The organism is Rhodanobacter denitrificans, from assembly GCF_000230695.2.
Taxonomy (GTDB): domain Bacteria; phylum Pseudomonadota; class Gammaproteobacteria; order Xanthomonadales; family Rhodanobacteraceae; genus Rhodanobacter; species Rhodanobacter denitrificans.
Genome location: NC_020541.1, coordinates 3,944,874 through 3,965,437, shown reverse-complemented (window position 1 = coordinate 3,965,437; position 20,564 = coordinate 3,944,874). Strand labels below are relative to the sequence as shown.

The following is a 20,564-nucleotide window of genomic DNA, read 5'->3' as shown; positions in this document are numbered from 1 at the left end:
CCATCATCCTTGCGTCTGCACGGAGCCGCCGGGCCGCCTGCAGGCGCCGACGGCGGATGCCGTGTCTTACAGCACGATCGGGTGCGTGATGTCGCACTCGTTGGTGTCGTTCGACCAGGTGCTCTGCATGGCGTAACTGCCGTTGCCCATCACCACGTTCTGGGACTTGCCCTGGCCGGAGCTGATCCAGGCGCACTCGTCACCGTTCTCCTGGCCCTTGCTGCGGGAGCCCTTGACGTGGTTGGTCCAGCCGCCGGCCGGGTTCTGGTCGGTCACCGTCTCCGCGTACTCGTGGCCGTTGACGATCGAGAAGCCGTCCACCAGGCCCTGGGCGCCGCTGTTGACGAAGTTCTCGCCGCAGCTGGTGCCCATGTCGTAGACGTACGGCATGTTGGTGAAGGCCACGTCACCGACCGGCGAGGTGATGCCGTAGTTGTCGCCCTGCCAGTCGTGCCAGGCGCAGAAGTTGCCGGTGGAGGTGTTGAAGCCGTCCGGGTGCGTGCCGGTCGGCGACAGGATGATGTACTGCGCGTAGCGGTTGGCGGCGGCGGTGGTGTTGCCGAAATGCTGCGCGGCCTTGATCGCCTCCTGCGCCAGCTGCGCGCCGGTGGCGTTGGACGGCGAGGCCACCGAGTTGTCATACCAGACGGAGACCAGCGCGCCGTTCGAGGGATAGCCGATGTGGCTGGCGCTGGATGCACAGAAGGTGGCGCCGGTGGAGACGCCGCTGCCATCGCAATACTGGGTCATCACGCCCGACCACAGTTCGCCGCCGGTGCCCAGGCCCTTGAACAGGTTCTGCAGGTACGGCACGGCGTTCACCGGGTCGTTGCTCAGGGTCATGTTGCCGTTGGCGTCGGTGCCGGCGGTGCCCCACTGGCTGCCGTAGACCACGATGTAGACCTTCGGCGTGCCGCTGGTGACGCCGATGCCGTCCACGCCGCCGCCGTAGCTCAGCGTTTTCGAGCTGGTGGACGTGCCGCTGCCGGGTTTGGCGGCGTGCAGGTTGTCGTACTGGCGCATGCGGGCCAGCGCTTCCTGGGTGGGCACCGCGCCGTGGCGATAGGGGTGCCCGTACGAGGGCGCATACGGGTTCGGTGCGAATTCATCCGTGTTGCCGGCGACCGCCGAGGAGAGGGTGGCGGCGAGCAGGGCGGTGCTGGCGAATGCGATGAGCAGATTGCGCTTCAATAACGTCGACATAGGACTCCCCGTGGATTTTCAGGACAAACGGACCCGATGCGGCCGGATGGCCCCATGCAGGAATAGCCGCATCACTCGCGGCGACTGGTGTTGTTGCGGACCTGACCGGGATCCCGTGGCTATCAGAGGTCGTCCTTGATTGCGTCCATCGGACAAGACCGCCGCCGCTTTTCCGGGATCCCGGTTTTGCCGGGCCTCCCTCGGGGATCATTCGCCCACCTCCCAATGGGCGAATCCCGCCAAACTAGGTCAGGCGAATGAAAATCGTCAATAGGATTTTTTCAAATATGGAATCGAATACACAGGTCTTCGCTGCGGAAAACACCTTCGATTCCATCAGCACTCATGGATGGGTTGCTTAATCGTCATCAGTTAATTGCAATTAATGCGAAAGTTATTGCGAAAGGAAGGTGTCTTTCACTGCCGCTGATAATCTTCAAGGGCGAATTCGACGGCACCCCCGGCGTTGCAGCGGCGCGGCTGCGGCAGCGGGCTCAGGGCTGGCCGGCGGGCGCCGGCGAACGTGCGAAGCTGCCGGCGTCGCCGGGAAACACCACCGGGCTCTCGTAGCCGTCGACCGAGACCGCCGACACGCCGAAGAACCAGTCGTCGATCACCACGTCCGGCAGCACCGCATGATCGACGTCGCCCACCGCGCGCGCGTATTGCCACTTCGCCGCGGTGGTATCGCGCCAGTGCACGCGGTAGCCGGCGGCACCGGGCACCTTGCGCCACTTCAGCGTGGTGTCGGTGGCCACCGCGCCCGCGATGTCGATTCCCTCCGGCGGCGCCGGCGCACGACTCAACGCGGCCATGGTGATGGTGTTCAGCGCGGTGACCCGGGCGAGGTAGCGGAAGTCGATGCCGTCGATGGTGTCGCCGTAGTGAATGCCGTGCTCGGTACGCAGGTCCTGGTGCTGGCGGGTGTAGTCCTCGTGCGCCTCGGTGACCCGCACGGCGGGGTAGCCCGCTTCCAGGAACGGTACCTGGTCGCCGCCGCGGCCGTAGCGGTCGGTGCGGTAGACCATGCGCACGCGGAAGTCCGGCAGATAGGCGTCGGCGAGCGCCGCCATGGTGCGGGCCACATTGCGCGAGGGCGAATCGACCTCGCCGCCGTGATAGCGGCGATAGTTCGCCTGCGCCGGCGTCTCGTTGCTCCTGGTGCCTTCGGAGAACACCCGCACGGTGCTGCTGTCGGCCACGCCGTTCTGGCCGCGGCTGTTGCCGACGATGTCGTTGTTGAGGTCGGCCTCGACCCGCCAGCCGTGGGCCGCCGCGTAGTCGGCCAGCACCTTGCCGCCGTACAGGCCCTGCTCCTCGCCGGACAGCGCGGCGAACACCAGGGTGGCGTCGTTGGTCTGCTTCGACAGCAGCCGCGCCGCCTCGATCAGGGCGGCCACGCCGGAGGCGTCGTCGTTCGCGCCGGGCGCGTCGCTGCTGGCGTCCATCACGTCGCTGACGCGCGAGTCGAGGTGGCCGGTCATCACGATCACCCGCTGCGGGTCGCGCTTGCCGCGCTTGATCGCGACCACGTCCATCACCTCGGTGGGCGTGGGCATGCGCTTGCCACTGAATGCCTGCGCGGGCGTGACCACCTCGATGCAGCCGCCGCAGTCGCGCGCGATCGCCTCGAAGCGCGACTTCACCCAGCGCCGCGCGGCGCCGATACCGCGGGTGTCGGACTTGGTGTCGGACAGCGTGTGGCGGGTGCCGAAGCCGACCAGCGTGGCGATCGTGGCGTGCAGCTCTGCTTCGCTCGGCGCGCCGGCCAGCGCGTGCAACGCCGGCTGTTCGCGCGGCGCGGCCGGCGCCTGTGCGGCATGGCTGGCGCCGGTCGCCGCCAGCAGGATGAAAGGCAGTAGTTGCATCGGTCGAAGCATCGTTCGCATCCCTCGGCATCGGAGCGCTCACGATACAGCGTGGGCGGTGTCCGGGCACCCGCAAAGGAAGAGGCCCGATCGTTGCCGATCGGGCCTCGGGTCCTGGAGAGGGTCCGGCGCGCGTCCCTGCGTGCCGTTTCGATGCAGTGTCGCTTACGGCGTGTAGCTGCCGGTCAGGCTGACACCCGAATAGCTCTGGTAGGCACGCACCATCACGTAGTACGTACCGGCCTGCACATTGCTGATCGTGCAGGTCTCGTTGTCGCCGGTCAGGTACGGCCGGCAGTCATAGCTCGACGTGGTCGGTGCGGAACCGAACTTCACGTACAGATCCGCGTCACCCACGCTGCCGGCAATCTTGAAGCTCAGGTTGGTGGCGCCGGCGGTCACGGCCATGGTGTAGTTGACGCTGTTGCCGGTGGTTGCAGTCAGGCCGGTTGCCGCCACGCCGTTCTGCAGCACATTGCCGCCACCGCCACCACCGGTGCTCCAGGTGGCCTTGAGGGTGACACCGGAGAATGCGGCGTAGCCGTTCAGCATGATGTAGTAGGTGCCTGCCTGCGGCGAGGCCACGGTGCAGCTCTCGTTGTTGCCGGTGATGTACGGACGGCAGTCATAGCTGCTCAGGGTCGGAGCAGCGCCGAACCGGGTGTACAGATCCGCATCGCCGGTACCGCCGGAGATGGAGATCACCAGGTTGGTCGCGCCGGCCGGGATGTTCACGCTGTAGGCCAGCTGCGCACCGGTGGCTGCCGCCAGGCCCGTCACCGGCACCCCGTTCTGCAGCCCGCTGCCACCACCGCCCGCGGAAACCGTCACCGATTTCGTCGTGGTGCTGGTCTGCGCGTTGACGCTGTCGGTCACCGTCTCGCTGACGCTGTAGGTGCCGCCCGCCGCATAGGTATGGCTCGGGTTGGTGGCGGTCGAGCTGCTGCCGTCGCCGAAGGTCCACGAATGTGCGGAGAGCGTGCCGCCGCTGTCGGTGGAGCTGTCGGTGAAGTTGGCGGTGAGACCGCTGGTGGTGTAGCCGAAGTTTGCCACCGGGGTGCCACCCGTCGGCGTTCCGCTGCCCACGATCGGATGGGAGAGGTCGCACTCGTTGGTGTCGTTCGACCAGGTGCTCTGCATCGGGTAGGTGCCGTTGCCCATGGTCACGTTCGCCGTGGCGCCTTGGCCGGAGCTGATCCAGGCGCACTCGTCACCGTTTTCCTGGCCGTTGTAGGTCGCGTTGCCGGTGTGGTTGGTCCAGCCGCCGGCCGGGTTCTGGTCGGTGACGGTCTCGGCATACTCATGACCTTCCACGATCGAGAAACCGTCCAGCGCACCCGCGCTGCCGTTGACCGAGTTCATGCCGCAACTCGTGCCCATGTCATGCACATACGGCATGTTGGTGAACGCGACGTCGCCCACCGGCGAGCTGACGCTCTGGTCACCGTTCCAGTCGTGCCAGGCGCAGAATTGCCCAGTGCTGGTGTTGAAGCCGTCGGGATGGGTGCCGGATGGCGACAGGATCACATACTGCACATAGCGGTTGGAGGCCGCCGTGGTGTTGCCGAAATGCTGCGCGGCCTTGATCGCTTCCTGCGCGAGCTGCGCGCCGGTGGCATTCGACGGCGAAGCCACCGAATTGTCGTACCAGATGTTGACGAAGGCGCCGCCGGTCGGATAGCCGATGGTCGGGGCGCCGCTGGGGCAGAAGGTGGCGCCGGTGGATACCGAGGAGCCGTCGCAATACTGCGTCATCACGCCCGACCACAACTCGCCGCCGGTACCCAGGCCCTTGAACAGGTTTTCCAGATAGGGCACGGCACCGTAGGCGTCGCCCGAGAGGGTCATGTTGCCGCTGGCGTTGGTGCTGGCGGTGCCCCACTGGTTGCCATAGACGACGATGTAGACCTTCGGCGTGCCGCTGGTGACGCCGATGCCGTCGACGCCGCCGCCGTAGCTGAGCGTTTGCGTGCCGGTGGCGGCCGTGGTGGTGGTCGCCTGCAGCGCCTGGTACTGCTTCATCCGGGCATGGGCTTCCCTGGTGGGAAACACGCCGTGGCGGTAGGGATGGCCGTAGGCCGGCGAGTACGGGTTGAGCGTCCGATTGCCTGCCGCCGCTGGCGTGGCGGCACCTTGTGCGGGTACTGCATTGGTGGCCGCCGCGCTGGACGCCGCCATGATGGCGACCCCCGCCGCGATGGCCCACGACTTCAATTGAAAATTGCCTAGCATGTGGAACTCCCGAAGTTTTTGAGGCAAACGAAGCCCGCTGGGGCCGTGAGGGCCTCATGTCATGGAGTGCCGTGGACAGACGCGGCACCGAGTTTTCCTGGATTGCCTTGCGATCCCGTGCCTCGCGCCCGGGTCCCCGGTTTTTCCTCGGGGCCGAATGCAGATTCGCAAATGGTTTTGCAAAGGCGTGGCGGCAGAATCATTCGCCAAGCTCCCCATTGGCGAATGCGGCGACGGTATGAGTTGCAGATGAAACCAGTCAATAGGACTTTTTGAAATGACGGGTGATCGCTGTCACATAATCATGGAATTACGTGGTCGCGGTTGTGCCGTAAATATCTTCGATAATCATCCGGCTGGCGCCGGTGGCGCAAAAGCACGTGATTCGCGACACGATCGGCCGCCGCTGCGGCGGTATTTTGCGTACGGATCAGCCAGATGGATCCTGGGTGCGCGGGGCTGGTGCAGGCGTTTCGCCTCGGCATGAATGCGCGTGGCACCGTTCATTCCGGGCCGGGAATGGCTGGCGGGTACGCAATTATCTGCGTCTGCGGTGATTTTGTCCGGCGCGATTCGCAATATATCGCGCGATTTTGGCGAAGGTGCCCGCGGCGAACCGTTTCGCAAATCCGCGGGAATCGTCCTGCCCGGTTTATTTCTGATTCAGTTGGCCCGGACTGGCGGCCGTTTCCGTTGCCGCATGATGCGCCTTTCGCCGCTGCAGTCGCGCCGGCGGCATGCGACCATGCGCGGATGACCCGGCAAGCTTCTCCCCGACTGGCGATCATCGGCGGCGGTCCAGCGGGACTGATGGCGGCCGAGGCCGCCTGCGCGGCCGGGGTGGCGGTCGACCTGTACGAGGCGAAGGGTTCGGTCGGGCGGAAATTCCTGCTGGCCGGCAAGGGCGGTCTCAACCTCACCCACGGCGAGCCGCGCGCGCGTTTCGTCGAGCGCTATGGCGCGCGTCGCGATGAGGTGGGGCGCTGGCTGGACGCGTTCGACGCGGAGGCGTTGCGCGCCTGGGCGCGCGGGCTCGGCGTGGAGACCTTCGCCGGCAGTTCCGGCCGGGTGTTTCCCGCCGACCTGAAGGCGGCACCATTGCTGCGCGGCTGGCTGCGCCGCCTGCGCGAATCCGGCGTGGCGTTCCACGTGCACCACCGCTGGCTGGGCTGGAGCGATGGCGCGTTGCGCTTCGCCACGGCGCAGGGCGAACGCACGCTGCATGCCGAGGCCACCGTCCTCGCGCTCGGTGGCGCCAGCTGGCCGCAACTGGGCTCCGATGGTGCCTGGGTGGCGCCGCTGCGCCAGGCCTGCATCGACGTCGCGCCGCTGCAGCCGGCGAACTGCGGCTTTGAGCTGGCGTGGAGCGAGCATCTGGCCAGCCGTTTCGCCGGTGCCCCGCTCAAGCCGGTGGTGGCGCACTGGGTCGACCGTTGCGGCGTGGCCCGTTCGCGCCAGGGCGAGTTCGTGCTCAGCGAGTACGGCATCGAAGGCAGTCTGATCTACGCGATCGGCGCCGAGTTGCGCGAGCAGATTGCCGAACGCGGCGAAGCGCTGCTGAAGCTGGACCTGGTGCCCGGCTACCCCGAAGCGGTACTCGCCGAGCGCCTGGCTGCGCCGCGCGGCAGGCACAGCCTCGGCGACTGGCTGCGCCGGCGCGCCGGGCTGGACAAGGCCAAGTGCGCGCTGCTGTTCGAACTCGCCGACAAAGCCATCCTGGCCGATCCGGCGACGCTGGCGAAGCGGCTCAAGGCCTTGCCGTTGCGCCTACGCGCGCCGCGACCGGTGGCCGAGGCGATCAGCACCGCCGGCGGCGTGCGGCTGGAGGCGCTGGACGAAAACCTGATGCTGCGTGCCCGCCCCGGCGTGTTCTGCGCCGGCGAGATGCTGGACTGGGAGGCGCCGACCGGCGGCTACCTGCTCACCGCCTGCTTCGCCAGCGGCCTGCTCGCCGGCCGCGCGGCGGCGCGCCGGCTGCTGGGCGCGGGCTGACGCTGCCGACTGCGACGCGGCTTCAGCGTGCGGGCCGCTTCACCAGCGCGATCTCGAACAGCTGCGGCCAGCACTTGCCGGTGACGAACAGGCGCTGGCGCGCCGCGTCCCAGGCGATGCCGTTGAGCACGTCGTCCTCGGGGTTCGGCAGCTGCCTGCTGTCGAACAGACCGGTGAGGTCGATCCAGCCCGTCACGTGGCCGCTGGCCGGGTCGATCCGCGCGATGCGCTCGGTCAGCCACACGTTGGCGTAGATCTCGCCGTCGACCCACTCCAGTTCGTTGAGGTGGGTGACCGGTGCGCCGTCGGCGGTGACCGTGATGCGGCGGATCACCTCGAGCGTTTCCGGATCCAGCACGCGCAGCACCGGCGTGCCGTCGCTCATGTACAGGTGCTTGTCGTCGCGGGTCAGCGCCCAGCCCTCGCCCGCGTAGCGGAAGCGGCGCTGCGGCGTAAAGCTGGCCAGTTCGTAGACGAAACCGGTGCCGCTCTGCCAGGTGAGCTGCACCAGGCGGTCCTTCCAGTCGACGATACCCTCGCCGAAATACTGCTTCGGCAGGCGCTGGCGCTGCACCACCTCGCCGGTTTCCAGGGCCACCCTGCGCACGGTCGATTGGCCGACCTGGCCGGTGCTCTCGTAGAGGAAACCATCCTTGTAGAACAGTCCCTCGGTATAGGCGCCGGTGTCGTGCGGGTAAGCATGCACGACCCGGTAGCCGTAGACCGGGATGTCGGCGGCGTGCGCGGCGGCGGTGCAGGCGAGCAGGGCAAGGGAGAGGAGGCGGATGGACCAGCGCGGCATCGGGTCGGCTTCCGGAGGGTGGGGCACCTAGCCTAGCGGACGCACGCGGAAGTTGCGGCCCTTGATCCGCCCCGCGCGCAGCCGCTCCAGCGATTTGGCCGCCAGCGCGCGGCCGATCGCCACGTAGGCGCGGGTGGCGAACACGTCGATCTTGCCGATGTCCTTCGCGTCCAGGCCGGCGTCGCCGGTGAGCGCGCCGAGGATGTCGCCGGGGCGCAGCTTGTCCTGGCGGCCGGCGTCGATCACCAGTGTCTTCATCGGCGCCAGCTGCAGGGTCTTGCCGCGCGGCGGCGCCACTTTCAGCGTGCGCCACGACAGCGGCACGCCGCCGGCCTCCTCGATGTTCGCCGCCTTCGGCCGTTCGCGCGGCGTGCACAGCGTGATCGCCAGCCCTGTTTCGCCGGCGCGGCCGGTGCGGCCGATGCGGTGGGTGTGGGTGTCCGGGTCGTGCGCCACGTCGTAGCAGAGCACCAGCGGCAGCGCGGCGATGTCCAGTCCGCGCGCGGCCACATCGGTGGCGACCAGCACGTTGCAGCTCTTGTTGGCGAAGCGCACCAGCACCTCGTCGCGGTCGCGCTGCTCCATGTCGCCGTGCAGGGCCAGCGCGGAGTAGCCGCGGCGGTCCAGTTCCTGCGCCACCGCGTCGACGTCGCGGCGCATGTTGCAGAACACCAGCGCGTGTTGTCCGCGCTCGCCGGCAAGCAGTTGCGCCAAGGCGTCGAGCTTCTGTGCGGGCTCGACCTCGATGAACTGCTGCTCGATCGCCGGCTTCTGCTCGGCCGGCGTGTCCACCGTGACCACCACCGGGTCGGTCTGCACGCGTTGACTCACCGCGCGAATCTCCTCCGGATAGGTGGCCGAGAACAGCAGCGTCTGGTGATGTTTGGCGATGCGCCCGACGATGTCGTCGATCGCCTCGCTGAAACCCATGTCGAGCATGCGGTCGGCCTCGTCCAGCACCAGTACCTTGATGCCGCCGCCGTGCAGGCTGCCGCGCTTGAGGTGTTCCTGCACGCGGCCGGGCGTGCCGACCACGATGTGCGGGTCGTGCGACAGCGAAGCCAGCTGCGGCCCCAGCGGCATGCCGCCGCACAGGGTCAGCAGCTTCACGTTCGGGATGTTCGCGGCCAGCTTGCGGAGCGCCTTGCTGACCTGGTCGGCCAGCTCGCGCGTCGGGCACAGCACCAGCGCCTGCAGGCGGATCGTGTCCACGTCGATCGACTGCAGCAGGCTCAGCCCGAACGCCGCGGTCTTGCCGCTGCCGGTCTGCGCCTGCGCGATCACGTCGCGCCCGGCCAGCATCGGCGGCAGGCTCTGCGCCTGCACCGGGGTCATCTCGGTGTAGCCGAGGGTTTCCACGCTGGCGAGCAGGGCGGGTTTGAGCGGGAGCGTGTTGAAGGCGGTCATCCGCACATGATCGCATGGCGGCCATCGCGGCACGGGCTTGCATCCGGCGGCCGGCTCGCGGACCCTGTACGGCTACCGCCTCTCGCTGATCGCCGCCATGGATACCGTTTTCATCGAAGACTTGCGCATCGACGCCGTCATCGGCATCTACGACTGGGAGCGCCGGGTGCGCCAGACGCTGTCGTTCGACATCGAGATGGCGTTCGACAACACCGTGCCGGCGGCCAGCGACGACATCGCGCACACGCTGAACTACAAGGATGTGTCCAAGCGCCTGATCGGCTATGTGGAGGCGTCCGGCTTCGGCCTGGTCGAGACGCTGGCCGAGCGCTGCGCGGCGATCGTCCGCGAGGAGTTCGGCGTGGCCTGGGTGCGCCTGAAACTGTCCAAGCCCGGCGCGGTGCGCGGCGCGAAGGCGGTCGGCGTGTGCATCGAGCGCGGCACGCGAACGCTTTGATGGCACGGGTCTACCTGAGCCTGGGTTCCAACCTCGACCCGCAGCAGTACCTGCCTGCGGCCGTCAGGGAGTTGCGCGAGCGTTTCGGCGAGCTCACGGTGTCGCCGGCGTATCGCAGCAAGTCGGTGGGTTTCGATGGGGCGGATTTCATCAACCTGGCGGTGGGGCTGGATACCGATCTTCCACCGGAAGCGTTGAACGACTGGCTGCACGCGCTGGAAGACCGCCACGGCCGCCGCCGCGACGTGCCGCGCTATGCGGACCGCACGCTGGACGTCGACATCGTGTTCTACGACGCGCTGGTGCTCGATGGCCCGGGCCACCTGCAGATTCCGCGCAAGGAATTGCGGTATGCGTTCGTGCTGCGGCCGATCGCGGACATCGCGCCGGCGTTGCGGCACCCGGTCAGCGGGCGGAGCATGGCCGAGCTGTGGGCGGCGTTCCCGGCCGCCAGCGAGCCGCTGCAGGTCGAGCCACTGGCGGATTGAGCGGCGCACTGTCGCGCACGTGCGGCGGGTGCTAGAAAGGCCGCTCACGATCCACGGATGAAGGGGAGACACGCATGGCCGGTAAATTTGCACGCAGTTGGGCGTTGCTGAAGGCGAGCGCGGCGGTATTGCGTTCGGACAAGTCGTTGCTGGTGTTTCCGTTGCTGTCGGGGTTGTGCACGCTGCTGGTGGCGGCCAGTTTCCTGATCCCGGTCGGGCTGCTGGTGATCGGCAACGAACACGCCGGGCAGCCGTTCGAGCAGGGCATGTCGGCAGGCGCGTATCTGCTGATGTTCGGCTTCTACCTGGTGCAGTACTTCGTGATCATCTTTTTCCAGACCGCGCTGACCGGCGTGGCGCTGATGCACCTGCGCGGCGAGCCGGCCAGCGTGAGCGCCGGCTTCGCGCTGGCGCGCACACGGCTGCCGCAGATCCTCGGCTACGCGCTGATCGCCGCCACCGTCGGCCTGCTGCTGCGGATGATCCAGGAGCGGCTGGGCCTGATCGGCCGGCTGGTGGTCGGCTTCATCGGCCTGGCCTGGACCGTGGCCACTTTCCTGGTGGTGCCGGTGCTGGCCAGCGAGGGCACGGGTCCGGTCGATGCGGTGAAGCGCAGCGTGGAATTGCTCAAGCGCAGCTGGGGCGAGAACCTGATCGGCAACGGCGGCATCGGCGTGGTGTTCGGCCTGCTGATGCTGCTGGCGGTGCTGCTTGGTGCGGTGCTGCTCGGCGCGGCGGTGGTGTCACAGTCGGCCGTGGCGATCGTGCTGGCGGTGGCCGTGGTGGTGCTGGGGCTGACCCTGCTCGGGCTGGTCCAGGCGTCGCTGCAGGGCATCTACTCGGCCGCGCTGTACCGTTACGCGGAAGCGGGCGAGGCCAGCGTCGGTTTCGACCAGGCGCTGCTGCAGCAGGCTTTTGCGCCGAAGCAGCGGTAGTCGGCGGCGCGAACCTGCAACCGCGCAGGGCGCGCCTGCCGCGGTGCCCGTCTACGGCTTCTCCAGCCGGCGCAGGAACACGCCCATTTCCTTCTCGGCCTGCTTGTCGCCGCGCTGCGCGGCGGCGGCGATGCCGCTGCGCCAGGCCGCGGCGGCGGCCGCTGCGTCGCCGTGGGCAAGGCAGGCCTTGCCGAGCAGTTTCCACGCCGCCGAATAGGCCGGGTCGAAGCCGACGGCACGACGCAGTTCGTCGACCGCTGCGCCGGCATCGCCTTCGGCCAGCAGCGCGCTGCCCAGCGAGAAACGCAGCAGCGCGCCGTCGCGTGGGCCGCCGCACTGTTGGCGCAGGCTGGCGATCAGCTTCGCGCTCATGGCTGGGTGCGGTAGCGCCAGTCGTCGGCCGGGTAGACCCGGGTCGGCTGCGCGGGTTCGGGCGGGGTGTGGCCGCTGCGCAGGTCGGCCAGCGAGACGGCGGGCCAGGCCACCAGCCAGGAGGAGCGGAACGGCTGCGCCAGCAGGGCGTAGCGCAGGTCGTTCGCGTCCGGCCGGTGCACGTGCAGCACGATCACGCCGTCCGGGTGGGCGCGGGCGAAATCCTGGATGGCCTGGTCACCGAACAGTTCGCTGATCGGCCGGGTCAGCCGCCCCTCGAAATGGAACTGGCCTTCGTAGTTGCCGGTGTAGGCGAGCGGGTGGCCGGCCTGCTCGGCGGCGCCGAGCAGGTGGGCGATCGGGCGCAGGTCGTAACGCGACCACAAGGTCAGCGTGAACAGCGCGTTGAGCGCGAGTACACCGATCAGCCCGGCCACCGCCAGCCGGCGCAGCTCGCCGCGGCCGCGCAGCAGCAGCAGGCCGCCGAGCAACAGGAACACCACGCTGAAGTAGCGGCTGTACGGCGCCGCCGAATCGACCCACTCGCCGTGCAGGCGGTTGCTCGCCACCAGCAGCGGCAGCATGAACAGCGCCACGGCGAACGCGATGCCGCCCACGCCCAGCGGCCAGGTGCCGAGCCAGCCGTTGTCGGCCAGGTGCGGCCGGCGTTCGCGCAGCACGGCGATCGCGCCGGCCATCAGCAGTGCGGCGCCGGCGAGTTCCGGCAGCGGGTAGTACAGCTGCTTGCCGCTGATCAGCGAGAACACCACGAAGGTGGGCAGCAGCCAGCACAGCGCGAAACGCAGGCCGGGTTCCAGCGGCCGGCGCAAGCCGGCCACGGCCACCCAGATGCGCGGCCAGCCGCTGAACGGGAACAGCATCAGCGGCAGCCACAGCAGGTAGAACCAGAACGGCTCGGCGTGGTTCTGCAGGTCCTTGCCGGCGGCCAGCTTGTCGACCACGCGGCCGGCGGTCTGGGTGAAGAACAGGCGTTGCCGGTACGCCTCGCCGCCGGAGAGCCCAGCCGGCAGCGCCCACGCCAGCAGCATCGCGCCGCCGAGCAGCAGCGCCAGCGCGCCGCGGCCGTACCAGCGCGCGCGGTGGCGGTCGGCCCAGTCGTTCCACAACGGGCCGAGCAGCCAGGGGAAGGCCACGTGCAGCAGCATCACCGGCCCCTTGGTCAGCAGCCCCAGGCCCACGCACACGCCGAACAGCAGCCAGCGCGGCTCGGCCCGCTGCATCCTCGGCGTCAGGCACAGCAGCGCGGCCAGCGCCCACGTGGCCAGCAGCACGTCGTACATGATCTGCAGGCCGAACAGGAACGCGTAGCCGAACGCCAGCAGCATCCACGGCGTCGCCTTGGCCATCCACGGCCGGTCCGGGAACAGGCGCCTCGCCAGCAGCGAGGCCAGCACCAGCTGCGCGCCGCCTACCAGCACCTCGAGCACGCGCGGCCACGCGTCGCTGACGCCGAACGCGAACCAGCCGGCGTGGATCAGCCAGAACAGCAGCGGCGCCTTCTCGCTGTATGGCTGGCCGTTGATGTGCGGCACCAGCCAGTGACCCTGGTTCCACATCTCCCAGGCCACCGCCAGGGTGCGGGTGGAATACAGCGGCATCGGCCCGTGCGAGAAGATCGCCAGCAAGGCCACGACAGTCCACAACGGCAGCCAGGGCCAGGTGGCGCGCAGGTGTTCGAAACGACGGTAGGAGCTGGATGGCACGGGCAGACTCTTCGGAGGCCAGTGGGGATTCTAGCCTGCGCGATGCGTGCGCAAGGCGACCGGCCGCACGATCAGGCCGGGCCCCAGTAGCCGATGCGCCGGCGGATCTTCAGTTTGCGCCACAGGTTCAACGGCTTGCGCCGGCGATTCTTCGCGCCGCGGGCGACGAAGGCGTCGATCGCCTCCAGCACGCGTTCGCTGGAGCGGCCGTCGCGGTAGGGGTGGATCGCGTCGGCGTACTCGCGGATCGCCTGCAGCAGTTCCGGCGGCCGCGCCAGCGCGCGCCCGATCGCGCTCTCGAACTGCGCCGGATCGTCGATGTCGATCAGCTGCGGGCCGGGCCGGCGGTTCTTGAATGTCACCACCGGCTTGCCGGTGAGCAGGAACTCGTTGAGCGCCGAGGAGGTGTCCGAGCACATCAGGTCGACCTGCGGGAACAGCTCCAGAATGTTGTCGTTCTCGGCGAAGCTGAGGTACTCGTTCTGCAGCGCCTTGAACTTCGCGGTGGTCTCCGGGTTCATCTTCGGATGGAAGGTGACGATCCAGCGCCAGCGGCTGTCGCGCGACAGCCGCTTCACTTCCTCGTACAGCGTTTCGGCCGCGCTCCACGACGGCGAGAAGGTGGAGTGGTACAGGATCACCGGCGGCTGGCGCACCGGCGGCAGCGGGCCGCTGATCTCCTGCATGAACGGGTCGAGCTTGGGGAAACCGGTCTCGGTCACGCTGAAGTGGCCGACCCTGTCGGCGATCGCCTGGAACTGCGCGGTGTCGCGCGGGCCGGTGGTGCAGTACAGGTCGAAGAAGCCGCGCACGTAGATGTGCCGCGGCTTGCCGGCGTCGAAGCCGTGGAAGGTCTCCACCTTCACCCCGGGGAAGAAGTGCGGCACCGCGTTGGACGAGGTGATCACCGCGAGCGGCTTCCACGCGCGCACTTCCTCGACCGTCAGCAGGCGTTCGCCGGCGACCATGTCCTCCGCGCCGGGGCCGTCGAAGAACCAGGCGGCCTCGGCGCCGCGGGCGCGTATGGCTTCCTGCAACGGGCGCAGGATCGCCAGCGCGTAGCGCTCGGAGCCGTACAGCAGGTAGTGCTTGGGAGCGGGCTTCGGGTCGGTCATCAGCGGTCGATATCGTGTTGGTGGAGCAGGTCGGCGGCGCTTGCCACCGACTCCGGGTGGCTGACCATCTCGTAGTACCGCATGCGCTTGTACAGCGCGTAGCTGGCCGCGGTCTGCGCGATCAGGAAGCCGCGCCAGCCGTCCAGGAAGGCCAGCCGGAACAGGTAGTCCTTGACGAAGGCCAGCAGGTAGACGAACGGTGCCTGCCACATCCGCACCGGCTTGCCCTTGTCCAGCCAGTCGCGGCATTTCAGCTCGGCGTAGCGCAGCACCTTCAGCTGCTTGTGCGGCAGGGTCGGGTTGTTGGCGTGGTCGAACGGGGCGCGCAGGGTCGGCGCGGCGCCGTCGAAACGCAGCGATTCGTGCACCCGCGCGTCGCTCCAGCGCGCGCGGCCGCGGTGGTACAGCCGCGCCAGCTTCTCGCCCACCGACGGGCGGTACCAGCGCATCGGTCGCCCCATGTAGATCGTGCGCCGGCGCAGGTACGCCGCTGGCGCATCGCCGGCCATCAGTGCCGGCAGGCGCTGCTGCAGCTCGGCGGCGAGTGCCGGGCTGAGGTATTCGTCGGCGTCCAGCACCAGGATCCAGTCGTGCGCGCACTGCGTGGTGGCGAAGTTGCGTTGCGCGCCGAAGCCCAGCCAGTCCTGGTGCACCACGCGCGCGCCATGCGCCTGCGCGATCGCCACCGTGTCGTCCTCGCTGCCGGAGTCGACCACCAGCTTCTCGGCCGCGAACGGCACGCTGTCCAGGCAGCGCGCGATGCTGCCGGCCTCGTTGCGGGTGATCACGGCAAGGGTCAGCGGGAACGTGGGCATGGGCGGATTCTAGCCGAAGCCCGGCATGCGCCCGCGGGCCGACGGACTGAACGGGTTGCGTGTCGGGCGAAGCCGGTCGCACCCCTGCACGGAAATCCATGACAATATTTGTCAGGCAGCAGCGGATCCGGCGTCACCTCTCCCTTTACCGCAACGGTACCCCACGGCAACGCATGAAACGGATCCTAGTCACCGGCGGCGCCGGCTTCCTCGGCTCGCACCTGTGCGATCGCCTGCTCCACGACGGCCACGACGTGCTGTGCGTGGACAACTTCTTCACCGGCAGCAAGCGCAATGTCGCGCACCTGCTCGCCCACCCATACTTCGAGCTGATGCGCCACGACGTGACGTTCCCGCTGTACGTGGAGGTGGAGCGCATCTTCAACCTGGCCTGCCCGGCCTCGCCGGTGCACTACCAACACGACCCGGTGCAGACCACCAAGACCAGCGTGCACGGCGCGATCAACATGCTGGGCCTGGCCAAGCGGGTGAAGGCGCGTATCCTGCAGGCCTCCACCAGCGAGGTGTACGGCGACCCGGAAGTGCACCCGCAGGTCGAGGGTTACTGGGGCCGGGTCAACCCGATCGGCATCCGCAGCTGCTACGACGAGGGCAAGCGCTGCGCCGAGACGCTGTTCTTCGACTACTACCGCCAGCACGACCTCGACATCAAGGTGGTGCGCATCTTCAACACCTACGGCCCGCGCATGCACCCGAACGACGGCCGGGTGGTCAGCAACTTCATCATGCAGGCACTGCGCGGCGAGGACATCACCATCTACGGCGACGGCAGCCAGACGCGCAGCTTCTGCTACGTCGACGACCTGATCGAGGCGATCGTGCGCATGATGGAATCCGAGCGCGGCTTCACCGGTCCGGTGAACATCGGCAACCCGGTCGAACACACCATGCTGGAGCTGGCCGAGAAGGTGATCGCCCTGGTCGGCGGCCGCTCGAAGCTGGTGTACCGGCCGCTGCCGTCGGACGACCCGCGCCAGCGCCAGCCCGACATCGGCGTGGCCCGCGAGCGGCTCGGCTGGCAGCCGACGGTGGCGCTGGAGGACGGCCTGCAGGAGACCATCGGCTACTTCCGCCGCCTGCTGCAGGACGGTGCGGCGGCATGACCAGCTTCGCGGTCGTCATCACCAGCTACAACTATCGCGGCTTCGTCGGCACGGCGGTCGACAGCGCGCTGGCGCAGAGCCGCGCGCCGATGCAGGTCATCGTGGTCGACGACGGCTCCACCGACGGCACGCCGGCGTATCTGCGCGAACGCTACGGCGCCGACCCGCGGGTGACCCTGCTGTGCGGCGAGAATGGCGGCCAGCTGGTCGCGTTCCAGCGCGGCGTGGCGCAGGCCCGTGCCGACGTGGTCTGCTTCCTCGACGCTGACGACCGCTGGGAGCCGGACTACCTGGCGCGCCTGGGCGAACTCTACGACAGCCGCCGCGATGTCGACTTCGTGTTCTCCGACATGCAGCTGTTCGGCGACCAGCAGCGCTGGATGGGTTACGCCGCGTGTTCGCGCGACCTCGGCTTCACCGCGATCAGCACCTACGTGCTGATGCACTGGTACGGCGCGCCGACCTCGGCGTTGTCGATGCGCGCGCTGTGGGCGCGCCGCACGCTGGAGCTGCCGGCGGAGCTGGGCCAGACCTGGCGGCTGTCCGCCGACAACTGCCTGGTGTTCGGCGCCAGCGTGCTGGGCGCGCACAAGTACTACCTGCGCACCGGCGCGGTGCATTACCGCATCCATGGCAACAACGGCTGGTGGGGCCGGCAGACGGCGGCCACGACCTACCTCAACCGGTTCCGCTCGCGCTGCCTGATCGAGATCTACGCCCGGAACATCGGCCTGGACGAGCGCTGCCTGGAGAGCGTCAAGCACGAGTTCCGCACCAAGCCCGACCCCTCGTGGCGCGAGGCCCGGCACTACGCGAAGCTGGCGCGCCTGCGCCACGGCTCGTGGCTGCGCAACCAGCAGCGTGCCGCGTCGATCCTGTGGTCGGCCATCCGGCCACGCCGGCACGTGCCGGCGACGGACTGAGCCCGCCGCCGTGCGCATCAGCGTCGCCGTGATCACCTACAACTGGCCCGCCGCGCTGGCGCGGGTGCTGCGTGCGCTGGCCGCGCAGAGCGAGCTGCCGCACGAGGTGATCGTCACCGACGACGGCTCGCAGCCGGCCACGCGCGAACTGCTGGAGCGCATCGCCGCGGACTACCCGGTGCGCCTGGTGCACCTGTGGCAGCCGGACGATGGCGCGCGGATGAGCCGCGCGCGCAACCGCGCGATCGCCGCCGCGCAGGGCGACTACGTGATCCTGCTCGACGGCGACATGGTCGCCGAGCCGCACTTCGTCGCCGACCATCGCGCGTTCGCGCGCCGCGGCTGCTTCGTGCAGGGCTCGCGCGTGCTGACCGACGCCGCGCTGACCCGCCGCCTGCTGGAGGGCGTGGCGCTGCCGGGCTTCTTCGGCCGCGGCATCGAGCGGCGCCGGCACACCCTGCGCCTGCCGTGGCTGGCGCGCTGGTATGCCCGGCCCGGCACCAAGCAACGCGGCATCAAGAGCTGCAACATGGCGTTCTGGCGCGACGACCTGCTGCGCCTGAACGGCTTCAACGAGGCGATGACCGGTTGGGGCCGCGAGGATACCGAGTTGGCCCTGCGCGCCTTCCATGCGGGCCTGCTCCGGCGCGAGCTGCGCTTCAGCGCGCTGGCGACGCACCTGTACCATCCCACCCGCAAGCACGTCGTCGACAATCCGAACGACCGCATCGTGGACGAAACGCGGACGTACCGGCTGCTGCGTTGCGAGCGCGGCGTCGAGCAGCACCTGGGCGAGTTCGCCGATCCGCCGCCGGACCTGCGCGCGCTCGCCGCTCAGCCGAGCTGACGCAAGGCGGCATCCAGCCGCGCGGCGAAGCTCGCTTCGTTCGACTCGAACCAGGCCCGCGCCTGGACACCCAGCGCCGCGCGTTCGTGCCCGGGCATCGCCAGCAGGCGTTCGATGGCCGCTTCCAGCGCCGCCTCGTCGAAGCGATGCAGCGTGCTCAGGTTGAACGGCCCGGCGTCGCTGGCGCCGACCAGGACGCCGCGTGCCGGGGTGACCAGCTCGTTCATCGGCGGTGCGTCGCAGCTGACTACCACCGCGCCGCAACTCATCGCCTCGACCAGGTAGTGACCCCAGCCCTCGGTCTCCGACAGGCACAGGTGGAACAGGTGCGCGTTCTGCAGCCGGCGGATCTCGCGCACGTCGCCCGGATAGCCGATCCGGTGTTCGATGTTGGCCGGCACCGGCGCAGTCAGCGGGGTGGCGGTGCGCGGCGACTGCAGCACCAGCAGCTTCGGCCATTCCGGGTGCCGCTGCCACAGCGCCAGCAGCCGCTGCGTGCCCTTCATGCGGCTGGCGCCGGCCAGGTGCAGGAAGGTCGGCTGCCGCGGAATTTCCGGCTGCAGGCAGTCGGTGCTGCGAAAGCCGATGTACAGCGCGCGGCAGCCGCGGGCGGCGAACAGCCCGACCGCATGCCGGGTCTTGCACAGGATCGCGTCGTGGCGAGCCAGGTAGCGCTGGCTGCGTGGCGACAGCCATTCCGGGTTTGGCACCAGCAGGTTCCGCCGCGCCAGCCCGAACCAGTCCGGACGCACGTGCTCCAGTGCGATGTTGAAGTCGTACAGCGTGGCGTGCCGGTCGGCGTGGCGCAGCCGTTGCCACCACATGCGCGCATGCGCCAGCCATACCTTGCGGCGGCCATCGTGCCGGTGCGGGCCGAGCCGGGTCACCTGGACCTGATGACCGAGCGCGACCAGGGCCGCGGACAGCAGCCGGATGTCGTGGCTGAGACCGCGCTGGTTGTCCCATGCAAGCAGATTGATGCGGGCCATGGCAGGCGTCAGCAGGATGGAGCGTTGCGCTGCAGACGGCCGATGCCGACGGCCAGGCCCAGCACGAGGAACAGATAGAGCGATTGCGGCATGGCCCGATAGAACACGTTGTCGCCGAACGCACACAGGGCGTACATGCCGATCACCATCACCCCGGCCGCCGCCGCCGCGGCGACCGGCTCCCGCGGATGGCCGAGCTGGCGGGCAAAAAAGCCCAGCGGCACGGCGAGGAACAGCAGCAGCACCAGCAGCGCGGGCAGGCCGCCGGCTACCATCGATTCGAGGTATTCGCTGTGCGGGTGCACATACTTGGCGATCAGCGGGCTGGCATTGCCCGCAGCGGCCTGTTCGCGCACATAGACGCCGAACTGGTCCAGGCCGATGCCGGCCAGCGGATGCTCGCTGAAGGCCTGCCATGCGGTGCGCCACATTTCCAGCCGTTCGCCGACGGCGCTGCCGTTGCTGTCGCCGCCGGTGTCGTAACTGGCGATCTCGGCCGGGACATCGGTCAGCCGTTCGACCAGTTCCCGGTGCAGCGTGGCGGTGACCGCCAGCATGCCGAGCACGGTTGCCGCGAACAGCACCAGCACGCGGCGCCAGTGCCGCGAACGCATCGCATGCCACAGCATCAGCCCCAGGTAGACCGGGGCGAACGACAGCAGCGGGCCGCGGCTCTGGGTCAGCACCGCGCCGTACAGGCCGACCGCCACGGCGGCGACGTGCAGCCAGCGGTCGCCGCGCCGGGTGTCCGGCCGCAACGCCTGCAGCATCGCCAGCAGCACCAGCACCAGCAGGTACATCGCAAACTCGACCGCGGCCCAGTCGCCGCCGTTCAATCCGTAGGGGCGGTCGACACCCAGCGCGTAGCGCTGGTACAGGCTCGCCGCACCCAGCAGCACGGCGGTCAGGCTGAAGCCAAGCGCGATCACGCGCTGCTTCAGCGGCAGCGTGAACACGGCCGCGATGCCCAGGAACAGCAGGGTCTGCGCCGGCAGGTCGAGGGTGGACCAGTCGAGCCGGTGGCTCAGGAAGTTGCCGATGTCATACAGCAGGCGCAGCATGCAGACGGCGATGACCGGCCAGGCCAGTCGCCAGGCCTGCCGGCTCTCCGCCCGCGTGGCCAGCAGGACCACGCCGGTCACGAACAGCAGGGCCATCGGCAGGCTCTTGAAGCGCCCGGATACGGCGAAACACAGCGGCATGACTGCCAGCAGCAGCGAAGCGGTCCAGAGCTGCCATGAAGCGGGGTGAGCGCGCACGCGAGAAACCTG

At 68.9% G+C, this 20,564-nt stretch carries 19 protein-coding genes; 8 read left to right on the top strand and 11 right to left on the bottom strand.

The window, feature by feature from the left end:
- Positions 1-66 precede the first annotated feature (66 nt).
- The 3 genes from R2APBS1_RS18045 to R2APBS1_RS18035 all read right to left on the bottom strand — a co-directional run bounded on the left by R2APBS1_RS18045 (position 67) and on the right by R2APBS1_RS18035 (position 5,303).
- Positions 67-1,203 (bottom strand): hypothetical protein, encoded by a 1,137-nt coding sequence (locus R2APBS1_RS18045; protein ID WP_015449031.1) that lies wholly within the window; start codon positions 1,201-1,203, stop codon positions 67-69.
- Between the two features lie 494 nt (positions 1,204-1,697).
- Positions 1,698-3,071, bottom strand: coding sequence for a M20/M25/M40 family metallo-hydrolase (locus R2APBS1_RS18040; protein WP_157769771.1), 1,374 nt, complete (start codon positions 3,069-3,071; stop codon positions 1,698-1,700).
- Positions 3,072-3,236: 165 nt separating this feature from the next.
- On the bottom strand, positions 3,237-5,303 hold the full coding sequence (locus R2APBS1_RS18035; RefSeq protein WP_015449029.1) for a pre-peptidase C-terminal domain-containing protein: 2,067 nt from the start codon (positions 5,301-5,303) through the stop codon (positions 3,237-3,239).
- 493 nt (positions 5,304-5,796) lie between these two features.
- Between R2APBS1_RS18035 and R2APBS1_RS20330 the strand changes: the two genes are divergently transcribed.
- Entirely contained in the window at positions 5,797-6,060 is a 264-nt protein-coding gene (locus R2APBS1_RS20330) for a hypothetical protein (RefSeq protein ID WP_155950249.1), read from the top strand.
- Positions 6,057-7,295: a TIGR03862 family flavoprotein gene (locus R2APBS1_RS18030; protein WP_081602834.1), complete on the top strand. Its 1,239-nt coding sequence runs from the start codon at positions 6,057-6,059 to the stop codon at positions 7,293-7,295. The genes R2APBS1_RS20330 and R2APBS1_RS18030 overlap by 4 nt, the downstream gene beginning before the upstream one ends.
- A gap of 22 nt (positions 7,296-7,317) precedes the next feature.
- Here the strand turns inward: R2APBS1_RS18030 and R2APBS1_RS18025 are convergent, their stop codons facing one another.
- Together R2APBS1_RS18025 and dbpA are read right to left on the bottom strand one after the other, a co-directional pair.
- Positions 7,318-8,097: a glutaminyl-peptide cyclotransferase gene (locus R2APBS1_RS18025; protein WP_015449027.1), complete on the bottom strand. Its 780-nt coding sequence runs from the start codon at positions 8,095-8,097 to the stop codon at positions 7,318-7,320.
- 27 nt (positions 8,098-8,124) lie between these two features.
- On the bottom strand, positions 8,125-9,504 hold the full coding sequence (gene dbpA, locus R2APBS1_RS18020) for an ATP-dependent RNA helicase DbpA (RefSeq protein ID WP_015449026.1): 1,380 nt from the start codon (positions 9,502-9,504) through the stop codon (positions 8,125-8,127).
- Between the two features lie 97 nt (positions 9,505-9,601).
- On the opposite strand from dbpA, the gene folB reads away from it, so the two are divergent.
- The 3 genes from folB (at position 9,602) to R2APBS1_RS18005 (ending at position 11,384) form a co-directional block, all read left to right on the top strand.
- Positions 9,602-9,961 (top strand): dihydroneopterin aldolase, encoded by a 360-nt coding sequence (gene folB / locus R2APBS1_RS18015; RefSeq protein WP_007513495.1) that lies wholly within the window; start codon positions 9,602-9,604, stop codon positions 9,959-9,961.
- Positions 9,961-10,449: a 2-amino-4-hydroxy-6-hydroxymethyldihydropteridine diphosphokinase gene (folK, locus tag R2APBS1_RS18010; protein WP_015449024.1), complete on the top strand. Its 489-nt coding sequence runs from the start codon at positions 9,961-9,963 to the stop codon at positions 10,447-10,449. Before folB ends, folK begins: the two co-directional genes overlap by 1 nt.
- A 74-nt stretch (positions 10,450-10,523) precedes the next feature.
- Positions 10,524-11,384 (top strand): DUF6159 family protein, encoded by an 861-nt coding sequence (locus R2APBS1_RS18005; RefSeq protein ID WP_015449023.1) that lies wholly within the window; start codon positions 10,524-10,526, stop codon positions 11,382-11,384.
- A gap of 51 nt (positions 11,385-11,435) precedes the next feature.
- Here the strand turns inward: R2APBS1_RS18005 and R2APBS1_RS18000 are convergent, their stop codons facing one another.
- From R2APBS1_RS18000 to R2APBS1_RS17985, 4 genes are all read right to left on the bottom strand, one after another.
- Complete coding sequence (locus R2APBS1_RS18000; protein ID WP_007513501.1) at positions 11,436-11,756, bottom strand: tetratricopeptide repeat protein; 321 nt, start codon at positions 11,754-11,756, stop codon at positions 11,436-11,438.
- The gene (locus tag R2APBS1_RS17995) at positions 11,753-13,480 is read right to left on the bottom strand and encodes an ArnT family glycosyltransferase (protein WP_015449022.1); all 1,728 of its coding nucleotides are present in this window, start codon (positions 13,478-13,480) and stop codon (positions 11,753-11,755) included. The genes R2APBS1_RS18000 and R2APBS1_RS17995 overlap by 4 nt, the downstream gene beginning before the upstream one ends.
- A gap of 71 nt (positions 13,481-13,551) precedes the next feature.
- Positions 13,552-14,595, bottom strand: a complete 1,044-nt coding sequence (locus tag R2APBS1_RS17990; protein ID WP_015449021.1) for a CDP-glycerol glycerophosphotransferase family protein — start codon at positions 14,593-14,595, stop codon at positions 13,552-13,554.
- Positions 14,595-15,410, bottom strand: coding sequence for a glycosyltransferase family 2 protein (locus R2APBS1_RS17985; protein ID WP_015449020.1), 816 nt, complete (start codon positions 15,408-15,410; stop codon positions 14,595-14,597). The genes R2APBS1_RS17990 and R2APBS1_RS17985 overlap by 1 nt, the downstream gene beginning before the upstream one ends.
- Before the next feature lie 173 nt (positions 15,411-15,583).
- Here R2APBS1_RS17985 and R2APBS1_RS17980 point away from each other — a divergent pair, with 173 nt between their 5' ends.
- From R2APBS1_RS17980 to R2APBS1_RS17970, 3 genes are read left to right on the top strand one after another with little or no spacing between them, the layout of a single operon-like run.
- Positions 15,584-16,534 (top strand): UDP-glucuronic acid decarboxylase family protein, encoded by a 951-nt coding sequence (locus R2APBS1_RS17980; RefSeq protein ID WP_007513508.1) that lies wholly within the window; start codon positions 15,584-15,586, stop codon positions 16,532-16,534.
- Entirely contained in the window at positions 16,531-17,457 is a 927-nt protein-coding gene (locus R2APBS1_RS17975) for a glycosyltransferase family 2 protein (protein ID WP_007513510.1), read from the top strand. Before R2APBS1_RS17980 ends, R2APBS1_RS17975 begins: the two co-directional genes overlap by 4 nt.
- A 10-nt stretch (positions 17,458-17,467) precedes the next feature.
- Positions 17,468-18,304 (top strand): glycosyltransferase family 2 protein, encoded by an 837-nt coding sequence (locus R2APBS1_RS17970; RefSeq protein ID WP_015449018.1) that lies wholly within the window; start codon positions 17,468-17,470, stop codon positions 18,302-18,304.
- On the opposite strand, the gene R2APBS1_RS17965 is transcribed toward R2APBS1_RS17970, so the two are convergent.
- Together R2APBS1_RS17965 and R2APBS1_RS17960 are read right to left on the bottom strand one after the other, a co-directional pair.
- On the bottom strand, positions 18,292-19,293 hold the full coding sequence (locus R2APBS1_RS17965; protein ID WP_015449017.1) for a glycosyltransferase: 1,002 nt from the start codon (positions 19,291-19,293) through the stop codon (positions 18,292-18,294). The genes R2APBS1_RS17970 and R2APBS1_RS17965 overlap by 13 nt on opposite strands.
- Positions 19,294-19,301: 8 nt before the next feature.
- Complete coding sequence (locus R2APBS1_RS17960) at positions 19,302-20,552, bottom strand: O-antigen ligase family protein (RefSeq protein WP_231378389.1); 1,251 nt, start codon at positions 20,550-20,552, stop codon at positions 19,302-19,304.
- Positions 20,553-20,564 lie beyond the last annotated feature (12 nt).